13 protein-coding genes are annotated in these 14,483 nt (G+C 65.4%); 9 read left to right on the forward strand and 4 right to left on the reverse strand.

Features of this window, described 5'->3' with window-relative positions; all coding sequences use genetic code 11:
- From HY699_05975 to HY699_05985, 3 genes are all read right to left on the reverse strand, one after another.
- A partial coding sequence (locus tag HY699_05975) for a hypothetical protein (GenBank protein ID MBI4515348.1) occupies positions 1-380 on the reverse strand: 380 nt, incomplete at its 3' end.
- Entirely contained in the window at positions 377-592 is a 216-nt protein-coding gene (locus HY699_05980) for a helix-turn-helix domain-containing protein (protein MBI4515349.1), read from the reverse strand. The genes HY699_05980 and HY699_05975, both read right to left, overlap by 4 nt.
- Before the next feature lie 164 nt (positions 593-756).
- A complete protein-coding gene (locus HY699_05985; GenBank protein MBI4515350.1) occupies positions 757-1,968 on the reverse strand; it encodes a tyrosine-type recombinase/integrase in 1,212 nt (403 codons plus the stop codon).
- Positions 1,969-2,458: 490 nt separating this feature from the next.
- Between HY699_05985 and HY699_05990 the strand changes: the two genes are divergently transcribed.
- The 9 genes from HY699_05990 to HY699_06030 all read left to right on the forward strand — a co-directional run bounded on the left by HY699_05990 (position 2,459) and on the right by HY699_06030 (position 12,135).
- The gene (locus HY699_05990; GenBank protein ID MBI4515351.1) at positions 2,459-3,547 is read left to right on the forward strand and encodes a Zn-dependent alcohol dehydrogenase; all 1,089 of its coding nucleotides are present in this window, start codon (positions 2,459-2,461) and stop codon (positions 3,545-3,547) included.
- 150 nt (positions 3,548-3,697) lie between these two features.
- Positions 3,698-4,168, forward strand: a complete 471-nt coding sequence (tsaE, locus tag HY699_05995) for a tRNA (adenosine(37)-N6)-threonylcarbamoyltransferase complex ATPase subunit type 1 TsaE (GenBank protein MBI4515352.1) — start codon at positions 3,698-3,700, stop codon at positions 4,166-4,168.
- Between the two features lie 4 nt (positions 4,169-4,172).
- A complete protein-coding gene (locus tag HY699_06000) occupies positions 4,173-5,408 on the forward strand; it encodes an aspartate kinase (GenBank protein MBI4515353.1) in 1,236 nt (411 codons plus the stop codon).
- A 14-nt stretch (positions 5,409-5,422) separates the two neighbouring features.
- A complete protein-coding gene (locus tag HY699_06005) occupies positions 5,423-7,024 on the forward strand; it encodes a citramalate synthase (protein ID MBI4515354.1) in 1,602 nt (533 codons plus the stop codon).
- Positions 7,025-7,071: 47 nt separating this feature from the next.
- A complete protein-coding gene (locus HY699_06010) occupies positions 7,072-8,244 on the forward strand; it encodes a cysteine desulfurase (GenBank protein ID MBI4515355.1) in 1,173 nt (390 codons plus the stop codon).
- Entirely contained in the window at positions 8,237-9,337 is a 1,101-nt protein-coding gene (gene mnmA, locus HY699_06015; GenBank protein ID MBI4515356.1) for a tRNA 2-thiouridine(34) synthase MnmA, read from the forward strand. The genes HY699_06010 and mnmA overlap by 8 nt, the downstream gene beginning before the upstream one ends.
- Positions 9,338-9,344: 7 nt before the next feature.
- The gene (mtaB, locus tag HY699_06020; protein MBI4515357.1) at positions 9,345-10,634 is read left to right on the forward strand and encodes a tRNA (N(6)-L-threonylcarbamoyladenosine(37)-C(2))-methylthiotransferase MtaB; all 1,290 of its coding nucleotides are present in this window, start codon (positions 9,345-9,347) and stop codon (positions 10,632-10,634) included.
- Between the two features lie 46 nt (positions 10,635-10,680).
- A complete protein-coding gene (gene rnc, locus HY699_06025; protein MBI4515358.1) occupies positions 10,681-11,358 on the forward strand; it encodes a ribonuclease III in 678 nt (225 codons plus the stop codon).
- 216 nt (positions 11,359-11,574) lie between these two features.
- Entirely contained in the window at positions 11,575-12,135 is a 561-nt protein-coding gene (locus HY699_06030) for a hypothetical protein (GenBank protein MBI4515359.1), read from the forward strand.
- An 18-nt stretch (positions 12,136-12,153) separates the two neighbouring features.
- Here HY699_06030 and HY699_06035 read toward each other — a convergent pair whose 3' ends face one another.
- Positions 12,154-14,172 carry a hypothetical protein gene (locus HY699_06035; GenBank protein ID MBI4515360.1) on the reverse strand — a complete coding sequence of 673 codons (2,019 nt, stop codon included), beginning with the start codon at positions 14,170-14,172 and terminating at the stop codon, positions 12,154-12,156.
- Positions 14,173-14,483 lie beyond the last annotated feature (311 nt).

Here is a 14,483-nt window from a genome sequence, read left to right on the forward strand (position 1 = left end):
GCGTCGCGGTAGATCCAGTGCTGCGACGCAACACCGTGCTCTCGATGCCGGAGCACCGGCGCCGGCGCGCTCTCCGGCACAGGCAGAATGACTCGCGGCTCTGCCCCGCTGCGTGCGTCGGCGTGCCCACGCGCCGGCGCACCATCGCGCTTCGCCCGCGCCGTGCTGCCGCGCGCCGCGTCCGGCCAGAGCCCGCGCGCGCGCAGCGCTTCGATCACCACCGACTGGTTACACCCCGCATGACAGCGCACGAGTAGCCGCCCGTCGCGCTCTGTCACACTTAGTGAGGGCGTGCGGTCGTCATGGGCGGGACAGCGCACCAGCCAGCCGCCACCGCTACGGTGCCCCCCGATCGCGTCGGCGATCTCGGCTGCGGTCATGCCGCGCCCGCACCTGTGTCGCTGGTGCTCCGCCGGGTGCGCTCATCGAGCCACGTGCGCACGTGTGCGGGGTCGTAGCGGACGCACCGCCCTACACGAACGAACGGCGGCCCATCACCGCTCCATCGCCACCGCCGCAAAGTCGGGACGGCTATCCGGATGCGCTCAGCTAGCTCGGTCTCGGTTAGTAGTGGTGCTGCTTCGTGTGTCATAGTGTGAGACCATGGCACTAGTCGGGGGCAGTGTCAATCTAATTGTGACGCACTAGGAGCGGAGTGCGTCACCTACGGTGTCGTGCTCACGGCTCCCGCCGGTTCGGGTATTGCCGTTGCGATGCCGCTGTAGCCGGCACCACTTCGCGGGCTTCTGTCAGTCTTCAGTTCGGCATTCGCTTGAGGGCAACCACGTTCGGCCGCTTGCGCTCGGGCGCCATCGCCGCCTCGATGCGCGCGCCCACGGCTTCGTTCGCGGCCTTCAGAGGGTCGGCCGCAAGGTGAGCATACCGCGCGGTCGTTTGCGGTTGCGTGTGCCCGAGCAGAGCGCCGATGATAGGCAGGCTCGAACCCGCGCCGGCCGCCACCGCCGCGAACGAATGCCGGAGGTCGTGCACGCGCACGTCCGCAATCTTCGCGCGCTTGCGGAGGCGCCGCCATGGGTCCTTCAGGTTCACCAGGCACGTGCCCTTCAATCGCCCGCGGATCACGTGCGGGTTGTCGGGGTCCTTCGGGTCCGGCTTGATGTCGGCCAGCACCTTGAGCGCCGGCGCGTTCAGGTGAATCACCTTCTCACCCGTCTTGGAGTCGGGCAGGTTCAAGCATTGTCGCTCGAAGTCCACCCACTCCCAGCGCGACGTCAGGATTTCCGAAACACGTGCGCCGGTGAAGATCAGCAGCCGCAGCGCCGGTACCACGCCGTGCCATTCCACCCGCTCGCGCTCGACTTCCGCGAGCACCTTGCCCAGCTCGGCCAGCTCAACGGCCGAAAGGAACCGTTGCCGCTTCTTCTCTCGGTAGCGCTCAATGTGCCGGCATGGGTTCGTGCCGTCGGGTCGGAGGCCCCAGCGCTCCGCCAAGTTCATCATCTTCGACAGCAGCGCCAGCGTTCGGTTTGCGTGGTACGGCGTGTTCTTCATGCCATGGTGTAGTCCCTGCACGTCGGCCCGTGTCACGTCTACCACCTTGCGCTTGCTGAGCGCCGGCAGAATGCGGGTCTTGAGGATCACTTCATCCGCGCGGATGCTCGACGGCTTCTTGTGCACGCGCATGTGGTACTCGCGGTAGCGCTCGGCCAGTTGCAGCACGGTCTCGGCTTTGCGCGCGTGCTGCCGCCGCGCGGCCGGGTCGATGCCCTTGCAAACGGACGCCAGCGCGTCTTGCGCCAGCACGCGCGCTTGCTCGACCGTCAGCACGCCATGGCGCCCGAGCGTTAGTCGGTGCGTGCGGTTGCCGAAGCGGTACTGCACGACGTAGGCCTTGACGCCCGTGGGCAGCACGCGCAGTCCGAATCCGCGCAACTCGGAGTCCCATGCGAAGTGCTGCCGGCCACTCGCCTGCACCGCCTCGATCGCCCGTTTCGTCAGCCGCATGATGCGCCAGCCCTCCCGTCAGCGGGTCGTGTCGGCACCGTGTAAGCAAAAATCAGCAGGTTCGCCGTGTAAGCACTATGTAAGCAGTTGGGAGCACAATCCGGCATCATCCGTCGCTACCCATGGCGTGCTAGATACACGTCTAAGCCTTGCGGCACAAGGGTTTCAGCGCCATCAGGCGTCAATGGTCGTAATCAAGAAAAATGGGCAGGATGAGACTCTTAATCAGCGGGTCCCGAGTTCGAGTCTCGGGCGGCCCATTCTCTCCCGGCGCTAAGCATCGCCGGGCCAGGCCAGGCACGGCCGCCGGAGAATTCGCAGGGTCGCGTAGATGCAGCGCATTGGGCCGCTGACCACAAGGGCTTGCGCAACTCTTGGAAACCCTAACGCCGGATTTGGTGAGGGCCGCTTGACGCTGCCGGCGCATTGGGCATACGTAGCTGCACTCGTGCCGGCGGCGCGGGAATGAACCTTGTTTACCTGGGAGGAACCTATGGTCAAAGCTGCTGTCTTGTACGGATTCGGGGAGCCGCTCACTATTGATTCGGTCAAACTCAAGGAGCCGCGCGCCGACGAGGTCGTCGTCAAAGTGGTCGCCAGTGGCGTCTGCCATTCAGACCTTTCGGTGGTGAAAGGGAAGCTACCGTTTCCGCCACCGGTGATTCCGGGGCATGAAGGCGCCGGAATTATCGAGGAAGTCGGCAAGGGCGTCACCGGCCTCAAGGTCGGCGACCACGTGGTGCTGTCGTGGGTCGAGAACTGTGGCCGTTGCCACTTCTGCGTTGCGGGGCAGCTCCATTTGTGTGATGCCAACGTGCGCGGGGTCATGGAAGGCCTCGAATACGTTTACGAGAAGGACGGCGTGAACATTTGCCGCATGGCCGGCGTCGGGTCGTTTGCCGAGCGCACCATCGTGCGCGCGACGGCCGCGATCAAGATCCCTGACGATGTGCCGCTGGATCGCGCCTGCCTGGTGGGCTGCGGCGTGATGACCGGTGTCGGTGCGGCCATCAACACAGTCAACCTGCGACCGCAGGACACGGTTGCCGTGTTCGGCTGCGGCGGGGTCGGCCTCAACGTCATCCAAGGCGCCGCCCTGCGCGGGGCGTCGAAGATCATCGCCGTCGATCTGGTCGACCAGAAGCTCCAGTGGGCGAAGCAGTTCGGGGCTACCCACACGGTCAACGCACGGGCGACGGATGGGGTCGATGCGGTCCGCAGCCTGACCGACGGGCTCGGGGTCGACTACTCCTTCGAGGTCATCGGGGTAGCGGAGGTGATCTTGCAGTCGTTCATGGCCCTCAAGCGCGGGGGCAAAGCGGTGATCGTCGGCGTGCCCGCCATGGGTCAAGATGTGAGCATCCCCGGGGCGATGATCGCGCTGGAGGAGAAGTCGCTGGTCGGCTCGCTTTACGGCTCGGCGAATATGCGCCGCGACATCCCCAAGCTGCTCGAGTTGTACATGCAGAAGAAGCTTAAGATCGACGAGCTGATCTCGCGCCGCATCAAGCTCGAGGACGTCAACGCGGCCTTCGAGGCGATGGAGAAGGGTGAGGTCGCGCGCAGCGTGATCGTGTACTAGCAGTCGCCGCCGGACACCAGCGGCCGGCGCTCGACAGCTCCAGTTGCTGCCGCTGGTGTTCGGACTAGCGCTTCTGCGGCGACGGCTTTGGCCGGCTGGGGCGGCTGCGCCTGGACGGTGCGGCTTTGGTCAGATACAGCTTGGCTTGTGATGGAATCGGACAAGCAGCGGCAGTGCGTCACGCACTGCGAGGACGAGACCTACGCGCTCGGCCGGCGCTTGGCCGAGAACTGCCGCGGCGGTGAGCTGCTCGGCCTGCGCGGCGAGTTGGGTGCCGGCAAGACCGCGCTGGTGCGCGGGTTGGCGGCTGGACTGGGCGTTGATCCCGACCGCGTGCGCAGCCCGTCGTTCACGCTCGTCAACGAGTATCGCGGCGGCCGGCTACCGCTTTATCACATCGACCTGTTTCGCCTGGCGCCGGGGGAACTCGATCGCCTGGCGTTGCGGGAGTATCTGTACGGCGAGGGCGTTTGTGCGGTCGAGTGGTTCGAGCGGCTGGGCGAGCCCTTACAGGACTACATCGAGATCACGCTCACGTTTGTGGACGAGCAGCAGCGCCACATAGTGGCGGCGGCGCACGGGGTTGGCTATGATCCGCTGCTCAGAGCGGTGAGCGCCTAGAGCCATGAAGTTGATTGTACAGAAGTACGGCGGAACGTCTGTGGGTAGCCCCGAGCGTATCCGTGGGGTGGCGCGGCGGGTAGCGGCAACTCGGGCGGCGGGCAACCGGGTAATCGTGACGGTCTCGGCCATGGCCGGCGAGACCAATCGCCTGCTGGCGTTGGCGCGCGAGGTGTCGCCCGATCCACAGGCGCGCGAGGTCGATGTGCTGCTGGCCACCGGTGAGCAGAGCGCGGTGGCGTTGCTGGCGATGGCGCTGCGTGATCTCGGACAGCCGGCCCAGTCGTTTGTCGGGCACCAGATCCGCATAGAGACCGACAGCGCGTTCGGCCGGGCGCGCATCCAGCGCATCGATGCCGACAACCTGCTGCGCGTGGTCGACGAGGGCAAGGTGGCGGTGGTCGCCGGCTTCCAAGGCGTGGACGCCGCGGATAACATCACCACACTCGGGCGCGGCGGCAGTGACACCACGGCCGTGGCCGTCGCCGCGGCATTGAAGGCGGATGTTTGTGAAATCTACACCGACGTCGATGGCGTTTACACCACCGATCCGCGCATCTGCCCGGGAGCGCGCAAGCTCGAGCGCATTTCCTTCGACGAAATGCTCGAGCTGGCCAGTCTCGGGGCTAAGGTGCTGCAGATCCGTTCGGTGGAATTCGCCAAGCGCTACCAAGTGCCGCTGCACGTGCGCTCGAGCTTCTCTGACGTTGCGGGCACTTGGGTGGTGCCGGAGGATCAGGGCATGGAAGACGTGTTGGTCTCAGGGGTGACCGTAGACCGCGATGAAACCAAGATCACGCTGATCCGAGTACCGGATCGGCCGGGGTTGGCGGCGCGCGTGTTCGGCCCGCTGGCGGCGGCCAACATCGTGGTCGACATGATTATCCAGAACGCTAGTGCGGAAGGGTTTACCGACCTGACCTTCACGGTGCCGCGCGCCGATTTCCAGCACGCCTTGAGCATCGTGAACAGCTTGGCGCAGGAGATCGGCGCTGCGGGAGTGGCGCACGCCACCGAGGTTGCCAAGGTCTCGATCGTCGGCCTGGGTATGCGCAGTCACGCTGGGGTGGCGGGCAAGATGTTCGAAGTGCTGGCGGCCGAAGGCATCAATATCCAAATGATCTCGACTTCGGAGATCAAGATTTCCGTGGTCATCGACGCCAAGTATGCCGAGCTGGCGGTGCGCGTGCTGCACCAGACGTTCGTCGAGCCGGGCCTGGCGGCGGAGGCTCAGCCGTGACGCGCGACCGCCATATTCAGATCTACGACACCACCCTGCGCGATGGCACGCAGGCTGAGGACGTTGCCTTCACGTTGGCAGACAAGTTGCGCATCGCCGAGCGACTCGATGAGTTCGGCATCGATTACATCGAGGGCGGCTGGCCCGGTTCCAACCCGCGCGACGAGGCGTTCTTCGGCGAGGCCAAGAGCCTCACTCTGCACCACGCCCGCCTGGTGGCGTTCGGGGCGACGCGCCGCGCCAACGTCAAGGCCGCCCACGATGCCAATCTGGCCATGCTGCTGCGCGCCGAGACGCCGGTGGTGACGATCTTCGGCAAGACCTGGGACCTGCACGTTCGGGACGACCTGCGCATCTCGAAGGCCGCCAACTTGGAAGTGATCAACGACACCGTGAGTTATCTCAAGCGCCGCGTCGATCAAGTCATCTTCGACGCCGAGCACTTTTTCGACGGCTACAGCGCCAACCCGGAGTACGCCATCGAGTGTGTACGCGCCGCCGCCGACGGCGGCGCCGACTTGTTGTGCCTCTGCGACACCAACGGTGGCCGGCTCCCCGAGGGGATTGCGCAAGGGGTCGAGGCCGTGCGGGCGGCGGTGGCAACGCCCATCGGCATCCACTGCCACAACGACTCCGAGCTGGCGGTGGCCAACAGCCTGATCGCGGTGCAGCACGGGGCGGTGCAGGTGCAGGGCACGATCAACGGGATCGGCGAGCGCTGTGGCAATGTCAACCTGTGCTCGGTCATTGCTAACCTGCAACTGAAGATGGGGACCCGGGTGGTGAGCCCGGGCCAGCTGCGGCGGCTGCAAGAGCTGTCGCGCTTTGTTTACGAGCTGGCCAATCTGGAGCCGCACAAGCGGCAGCCGTACGTGGGCGTCAGTGCCTTCGCCCACAAGGGCGGCGTACACGTTGCGGCGGTGCAGAAGAACCCGCTTACCTACGAGCACATCGACCCGGCCGTAGTCGGCAACCAGCAGCGCGTGCTGGTGTCGGACCTCTCGGGGCGGGCCAATATTGCCTTCAAGGCGCAGGAGTTCGGCATCGACCTCGCCAGCAGCGATCCCAATGTGCGCCGGGTGCTGAACGAACTCAAGGAGCTGGAGCACCAGGGCTTTCAGTTCGAAGGCGCCGAGGCCTCGTTCGAGCTGCTGCTGCAGAAAGGCCTCAACCAGCGCGTGCGCTATTTCCGCCTGATCGGCTTCCGCGTCATCGACGAGAAGCGTAGCGAGAACGAGGCTCCGCTGGCCGAAGCGACCATCATGATCGAGGGGCCGGACGGCACCGTTGAGCACACCGCGGCGCAGGGCAACGGCCCGGTCAACGCCCTGGATACGGCGCTGCGCAAGGCGCTGGGCAAGTTCTACCCGCAGATCGAGCAAATGAAGCTGCTCGATTACAAGGTTCGCGTGCTCAGTTCCGGCACCGGCACGGCGGCGACCGTTCGGGTCTTGATCGAGTCGGGCGACGAGCACGAGCGCTGGGGCACGGTGGGGGTGTCGCACAACGTGATCGAGGCCAGCTGGCAGGCGCTCGTCGATAGCATGGAGTACAAGCTATACAAGGACGCCAAGCGCCACCGCCGTCAGCCCAAGATCGGGCAGGGCGCCGACTAGCCGAGAGCGTGTCGGCGGCCGGGTGCAGCGGCAAGAATTTTGAGCCGCTGCCGCCGTCAGCTGCCGGCGGACAGACTGTGATTTACCTGGATTACAACGCCACCACGCCGCTGCACCCTGAAGTACGCGCGGCGATGATGCCTCATCTCGGCGACGAGTTCGGCAACCCCTCGAGCGCGCACCGGCTAGGGGCTCGTGCCCGAGTGGCCGTCGAAACGGCTCGGGTGCAGGTGGCGGCCGCAGTCGCTGCAGGGGCGAGCGAGATCGTCTTCACTAGCGGTGGAACCGAGGCCAGCAATCTAGCGATCCAGGGCGCAGCGGCGAGCCGGGAAGGCGCGATCGTGACGACACCGATCGAGCACTCCTCGGTGCTGCAGCCGATTGCGGCGCTCAAGCACGCCGGCCGGCGGGTGCGCGAACTGCGCGTCGACGGTGCGGGGCGGATTGATGTCGATGACCTGCGCCGCTGCCTCAGCGAGCCGGTAGCGCTGGTCAGCATCGGTTGGGCGAACAACGAGATCGGCACGATCGCGCCGGTGGCGGAGGTGAGCGCTCTGTGCCGCGCGGCCGGGGTGTTGCTGCACATCGATGCGGTGCAGGCTTTCGGCAAGATCGCGGTGGCGGTGGCGCCGGCGGACCTCATGTCGCTGTCGGGGCACAAGATCGGCGGGCCCAAGGGCGTCGGTGCCCTGTGGGTTCGCGGGGGTGTCCGGATCGAGCCGCGCCTGCTGGGCGGGCCGCAGGAGCGCGGGTTGCGCGCCGGAACCGAGAATGTCGCCGGCATCGTCGGCTTCGGCGCCGCCTGTCAGCTGGCAGCGTCGGGCGTAGCTGCCGGCGAGACCATTGCGGGTTTGCGCGAGCGGCTCTGGCAGCGGCTGGCCGCAAGTGTCGGAGGGCTCAGCCGCAACAGCCCGCCGGTGGGATGCTTGCCTAATACGCTGAACGTACGGGTCGCGGCGATGCGGGGCGAGGCACTGGTGGCAGCCCTCGACCTGGAAGGAGTGGCGGTCTCGACCGGTTCGGCGTGTGCGGCTGGCGCCGCCGAGGTCTCACATGTGCTGCGAGCGATTGGCATCGCCGAAGATGACGCGCGTGACGGGCTGCGGTTCAGTCTGGGCCGGGGCACCACCAGCGCGGAGATTGAGCGTGCCGCGGAGCTGGTGGCGATGTGCGTCGCCCGCATACGTGCCGTGCGAGGGCGGGAGGCCGCCCATGCCTAAGGCAGCTCGGGTTGTCGTCGGGATGAGCGGCGGGGTTGATAGCTCGCTGGCGGCGGCGCTGCTGCTCGAGCAGGGCTACGAGGTCATAGGTGTGGCGATGCGGCTGTGGGCGGGGGAAGCGGGCATGACCGCCAGCGGCTGCTGCTCACTCGATGACTTCGTCGATGCACGCCGGGTGGCGGGGCAGCTCGGCATCGCGTTCTACGTCATGGATTTTCGCCCGCAGTTCGAGACCAGCGTCGTCACCCCGTTTGTGAGCGAGTACCTCGCCGGGCGCACGCCGAACCCGTGCGTGCGCTGCAATCAGTTCGTCAAGTTCGGCGCCCTCTGGGCCCGGGCGCAGGAGCTGGGAGCGAGATGGATTGCTAGCGGCCACTACGCTCGGGTTGTGCGTGATGAGCACGGTGTGCCGCAGCTGTGGCAGGCAACAGATGTGGCCAAGGACCAGTCGTACTTCCTGTTTGCCGTGCCGCCGCCGGTGCTGGCGCACTGCCTCTTCCCCATCGGCGAGTTGACGAAACGGGAGGTGCGCTCGCGTGCCGGCGCCTTGGCATTGCCGGTGGCCGAGAAGCCGGAAAGCCAGGAGGTGTGCTTTGCGCCGAGGCGAGAGCACGTCTCGTTCGTCGCGCAGCGGGCGCCGCAGCTCACTCGCGGAATGATAGTGGATGAGGATGGCCAGGTTGTTGGGGAGCACGACGGCGTCCACCAGTTTACCATCGGGCAACGTCGTGGCTTGCGGCTCAATGCCGGACGGCCGCTGTACGTTACGGACATTGATGCACAGCAGGGCATCGTGCGGGTGGGCTCGCGCTCGGCCACCCGAGCCGGCGGGCTGACGGCGACGCAAGTGGTTTGGACCAGCGGGCGCCGGCCCAGTCGCGGAGCGAGCTTGCAGGTCAAGATCCGCTCGCGCTTTGAGCCGGTAGCGGTGCGGGTGGAGGAGGTTAGCGACGCGCGCTTCAGCGTCAGTGCACGCGACGGGCTAGCGGCGGTGACACCGGGACAGGCGGCGGTGTTGTACGACGGCGCGCGCGTTGTCGGCGGCGGTTGGATTGAGCGCGTTATGCCAAAGTCGTCGGCGGTAGCAGCGTAGAGCAGCAATGAAGGTGGCGATTACCACGCTGGGCTGCAAGGTGAATCAGTACGATTCGGCGGCGCTGGCAAGCGAGCTGGGGCGCGACGGCCATTCGCTGGTGCCGTTTGAAGCCGGAGCGGACGTATACATCGTCAACACCTGCACCGTTACCGATCGCGCCGACTGGGAAAGCCGGCAGTTGTTGCGGCGAGTCAAGCGCTGGAACCCGTCTGCCCGCGTAGTGATGACGGGCTGTTACGTGCAGGCGAATCCCCAAGGGGTAGCCGCAGTTGACGGGGTCGATTTCGCCATCGGGCTCAATCGCCGTGACGAGCTGGTGCGGGCCGTGCGCGGGGAATTCGGGCCGAAGCAGGCGCAAGTACTGGTGGACAACTTGCGCCAGGCCGAGGGCCCGCCGCTATTGGGGGCGGAGGTCTTCAGCGGCCGTACGCGCGCTTTTCTCAAGGTACAGGACGGCTGTGATCAGTTCTGCACCTTCTGTGTTGTGCCGTGGTCGCGGGGGCGCAGCCGCAGTGTGCCGCCGCGTGCGATCTTGGCGGAGCTGGACAAGCTTGCCGATTGCGGTTTTCAAGAGGTGGTGCTCGCGGGCATTCATCTGGGCGGCTACGGGCACGATCTGCGACCACAGATGGGGCTGGCTGAGTTGGTCGAGATGGTTGCCGAGCGCGCCCGCCTCGCGCGCATTCGGCTAAGCTCGGTTGACCCGCCGGAGGTTTCGCCGCGCTTGCTGGAAATAATGCGGCGCAGCGACCGCGTTTGCCCGCATCTTCACGTGCCGGTGCAAGCCGGAGACGATGCCGTGCTCCAACGGATGCGCCGCCGCTATGACACGCGCCTGGTGCGCGACGTGCTCGCCGAAGTCCGACTCCAGTTGCCCGATGCCGGAATCGGTACGGATCTGATTGCGGGATTCCCGGGCGAGACCGAACTGGAGTTCGAGCGCACCTCGGCGCTGCTGGACAGTCTGCCATTCACCTACTTTCACGTTTTCCCGTATTCGCGGCGCGCCGGCACGACAGCGGCGAAGCTGGCCGGGCACCTGCCGAAGCCCGTGGTCGCCGCACGCGCGCGACGATTACGCAGATTGGGGGAGCGCAAGCGGGCCGCGTTCGCGTCATCTCTGGCCGGCTGCCAACTGCGGGTATTGCTGGAGGCTGGTGCTGCGCCGGTTAGTGGATACTCTCGCAACTATGTGAGGGTCCTGGTACCGGGAAGTGGCCCCGCACCGAACCATGAGGTTAGCGTGAGAGTCACAGCGGTACGCGGAGCCGTCGTGGAGGGAGACATTGCGTAGACGCGGTCAGGAATCGCAGTCGAAAGCGGAAGAGGCAGCCCGGGGCGTGCAAGCACGGATCGGATACGTCTTTCGCGACTTCGATCTGCTGCGCCAGGCGCTTACCCATTCCTCGGTGCCGCGCGTCACCCAGCCGTGCGCGAGCGAGCGGCTGGAATTTCTCGGCGACGCCGCTCTGGCGCTGGCGGTTGCGGAGCTGCTCTTAGTCCGCCATCCAGACTGGAGCGAGGGCCGCTTGTCCTTGGCGCGCGCCGCCTGCGTGCGCACTTCGTCGTTGGCAGCCAAAGCCCGTGCGCTTGGTCTCGATGCCGCACTTAGACTGGGGCACGGTGAGGAAAAAACCGGAGGCCGAGGTAAGGTGTCTATTCTTGCTGCCGTGTACGAGTCCGTAATCGGTGCAGCCCTGCTCGACGGTGGCTACGGCGCGGCCCGCGAGCTGGTGGAGGAGCATTTCGCCGCCGAGTTGGGCGAGGATGTGTCGGACGAAGCCGACTTCAAGACGCGGTTGCAAGAACTTGTGCAGGCGGAGCTTGGTACTACACCGAAGTACCGGCTGATCGAGACCTCTGGTCCCGACCACGCGCGGCAGTTTGTTGTTGCAGTCGAGTTCGGCGGCGGCGTGGTTGCGCTGGGAGAAGGCTCGAGCAAGCAGGCTGCCCAGCAGCTTGCCGCCTCTCGCGCGCTAGCGCAGAGGCCCGGCAATCTCGTTAATTCGCGTAAGTGATTGACATTGCAGCTGATTGTTGCACGTCAGTTTTTTCTTGACAAAGTTCACGCGCTCGGTCGATAATCGGCACCAATGCGAAAGCAGGAACAGAGTATCGTGAGAGTCAGAGGGCAGCACCGGGCACGTGCGCCGTCGCCATCTGGATAGAGCGGTGGCCGCACGGGGGCAACTTCACATGGGGCAAGGCAGATTTCTTGAAAAGGAGGCAACGTTATGATGAGGCGCAGAATTGGCAGGCTGGCGGCCGCAGCGGTGGCGACGGCAGCTTTCGTGGTTCCGATGGCCGTGAAAGGCGTCATTCCCAATCCGAGCATGCTGTCGGTGAACTACACTTCGTGGTTGGTGCAGGCGTACGACGAGTGCCCGGTGACACCGTTCTCCACCATCATCTCTGGGGTTCAGGTTTGCGCGTCTTCCGCTGAGTCAACCAAGACCTTTAGGATGGCCAGGGTCATGGTCAGCCGGACGAGCAACCGCGTGCTGTTGATCGGCAGTGGCTTCCCGTCGAGCCAGGCAGTGCGGCTGCGTTTTACGGTTCGCTCGAGCACCCGCTCGGCGCCGCTGCTCACGTATATCGATTACAACGTGACCTGCCCGGCGACGACGTGCACCAGTAGTGGTGTTTGCATCCAGCGGACGGACCTTGGCACCTGTATCGGACCCGGCGCGGAGGTTACCCGGGTGGCCACCGGTAGGAACATCGAGATCCTCTCGGCTGAGCTAGTTGAGAGCCCGTCACTCGACGTGATCGGGCGGCCCGGTATCATCCGCTAAACGAAAGATCCCGTCCTGTTAGCTGGGGGGAGCGGCGGCTAGTCCGCCGCTCCCCCTTTTTTTTCGCGACCGATCCAACCGGTACACGTTAATTCGGGTCTCCTGCCTTATGGCCACTCTCTGGCGATATCGCTCGAAGTCGGCGGCCGGAAACCAGAACTCATAGCTACCAACCGGCGATGCCGAGAGTCCTTCCATCGGTGGCGCCGGTGCTTGCTGCGCCGTCAGGCAGTAGACCGGCCGCGGGGACAAGCTCTGCACGAGTCCCGCCATGTCCCTAGTTCGACCCGGATCGAGAACATACGATGGTGTTCCGGCGATTGCCCAGAGAGCGGCCTGCATGTGGGTCGGAACGAGCCCGGTGTAGTTGACCAGCAATACCGCATCGCTCGGCAACAAAGCCGCGACGGCTTGCACGTGTCCGGCGGCCGGAGGATAGAGCGAATGGGCCGCAAGTGGAAGGAGCCGCTGCAGCGGAGTCAGCGTGCAGACGCCCACGGCGACTGCACCAAGGACCCGCCTCGAAGTCCGCAGCGCAGTAAGCGCCACGGCGGCAAGAACCGCGCACCCTGGAAGCACCATAGGCACGAAGCGCCTAGCGACCCAAAGCGGGACGGGCTGCGCGTGGGGATCCCCGATGACATGGACGGTAGCAACCAAGAGCGTCAGCGAAAACAGGCCCAAGGCCGGCTTGTCGCGAAGCAGGTAGGCGCCAACCAATGAGGCCAGCAGCAGCGGTAGGCCAAGGTAGTAAGTGAGGTAAGTTACGTTCGGTCCGATTTCCGACATCCCGTTACGCAACAGCAACCAACTGCCGAGCAACATAGCGCCAGCTGCGCTGGCAACGGAAATGGCGCGCGCCGTTTGCACGCGCTTTCTTCGCGCGAGCCAGTAGCCGACTAGCGGAAGCGCAAGCACCAACACCACCACAGGGGCATGGGTGCCGGTCGCTCGCCATTGCTCGGCGGCGAAATCCTTGAAGAAGCCGAAGTAGTGGGTTCTGTAAGTCGCGAGATGGACGGCGGCGTGCAACCACAGCCCGCCAGCGGTAGCGAGAAGAACCGCCCATTGCTTCAAGGGAACCGTACGCCGGAAAAAGAGCAGCGAGCACGCAAGCGGAAGGGCCAGCAGCGGTAGTTGCTCGGCGCGCATCAGCCCGCAGATTCCGAGACCGACCCCAGCAAGCGCGGCGTGTCGCACGCTAGCGGAGCGCTGCCACGCCACAAATGAACCAAGCGCGGCCCACAGAAAGAATTGCGCCGGCACCTCCGGCATTGGGAAGCGGCTGTACCAATGTTGGGGCGCCAGGCTCATGAGGAGCAAGACGCAGACGACGCCCGCAGCCGAGCCATCGAGGTCGGCAGCGAGACGGTAGACGGCCCAAAGCGCAAGCGCCGCGAACAGGGTCACCGCCCAAGGAGCGGCAGCCAGGCCGCCAACAGCCACGCAGATGGCTGTCCACACCATGAACAGATGGTGAAAGGCAGGGAGAACCGCTGGCGAGGTTCGCTCCGCCAGCGTGAAGCCACCGGTCAGTCGCCAGTACGGTGGCGATACCCCGTCCGCCGACAGGCTTGGGAGCAGCCAGGCCTGCTGCCGTGGCGAGAGCATCTGGGTTGACGGATCGATGAATTCCAATTGCCCGGTCTGCGCCAGGTGGATGCCACCGGCTTGGTATACGGAAGAGTCGGAGCCATAGAGCAGGGTATCGAACGGTGGCGCAGACCACACCACGGCCAGCAGCACGACGCCAACGCCCGCCGCATCGGCGCGCCCGTAGCGGCCGGGGCGGTGGCGGCGGCCCAGTGCGGCGACCAGAGACAAGCCGGCCAGGGCCGCCAGCAAGTGGAGGAGGTGAAAAACGTGGAACTCAGTGAGAAGCAAAGCAACCCATGACACCGCGGCGGTGCCGAGGAGTAGCTCCTCGAAAAGCCGGTGTTCGGATGCCCCGTCCTCGGACCGTAACAGAAGCCGCAGGCTGACACCCGGCACCCAAACCATGGCAAGAATGACAACCGGCGCCAGTAGGATTCGCATACGTGCCAGGAAACCAGACGTTTGTATCCAGCTAGGCTAGTCGGGTCAAACGAGGTTGGCCGCTTAGGTGCCGGGTGGGTGTGCGTCAAATCTGTGGGTAACGTGCAGCCGACCGGGCAAATCCTCACCAGTCTGACAGTACTGAGTACTGTCAGGCCGAGGCCCCATGGCCGAAAGGGACGCAATCTGTCATTCCCGCGAAAGCAGGAATCCAAGGCACCGGCTCGCTACGACCCGCCAGCGCTACACGATCTCGTCATAGAGGTCTCGCCAGTCCGGGTTCTGAGCTTCGATCAGCTCGATCTTCCAGC

The organism is Deltaproteobacteria bacterium (assembly GCA_016210005.1).
Classification (GTDB): domain Bacteria; phylum Desulfobacterota; class Binatia; order HRBIN30; family JACQVA1; genus JACQVA1.

Bases quoted from the DNA above. Each gene is read 5' to 3' on its own strand.
- HY699_05980 (MBI4515349.1), bottom strand. From the start codon at position 592: ATGACACACGAAGCAGCACCACTACTAACCGAGACCGAGCTAGCTGAG.
- HY699_06030 (MBI4515359.1), top strand. From the start codon at position 11,575: ATGATGAGGCGCAGAATTGGCAGGCTGGCGGCCGCAGCGGTGGCGACG.
- tsaE (MBI4515352.1), top strand. From the start codon at position 3,698: ATGGAATCGGACAAGCAGCGGCAGTGCGTCACGCACTGCGAGGACGAG.
- HY699_06000 (MBI4515353.1), top strand. From the start codon at position 4,173: ATGAAGTTGATTGTACAGAAGTACGGCGGAACGTCTGTGGGTAGCCCC.
- mnmA (MBI4515356.1), top strand. From the start codon at position 8,237: ATGCCTAAGGCAGCTCGGGTTGTCGTCGGGATGAGCGGCGGGGTTGAT.
- mtaB (MBI4515357.1), top strand. From the start codon at position 9,345: ATGAAGGTGGCGATTACCACGCTGGGCTGCAAGGTGAATCAGTACGAT.
- HY699_05990 (MBI4515351.1), top strand. From the start codon at position 2,459: ATGGTCAAAGCTGCTGTCTTGTACGGATTCGGGGAGCCGCTCACTATT.
- HY699_06035 (MBI4515360.1), bottom strand. From the start codon at position 14,172: ATGCGAATCCTACTGGCGCCGGTTGTCATTCTTGCCATGGTTTGGGTG.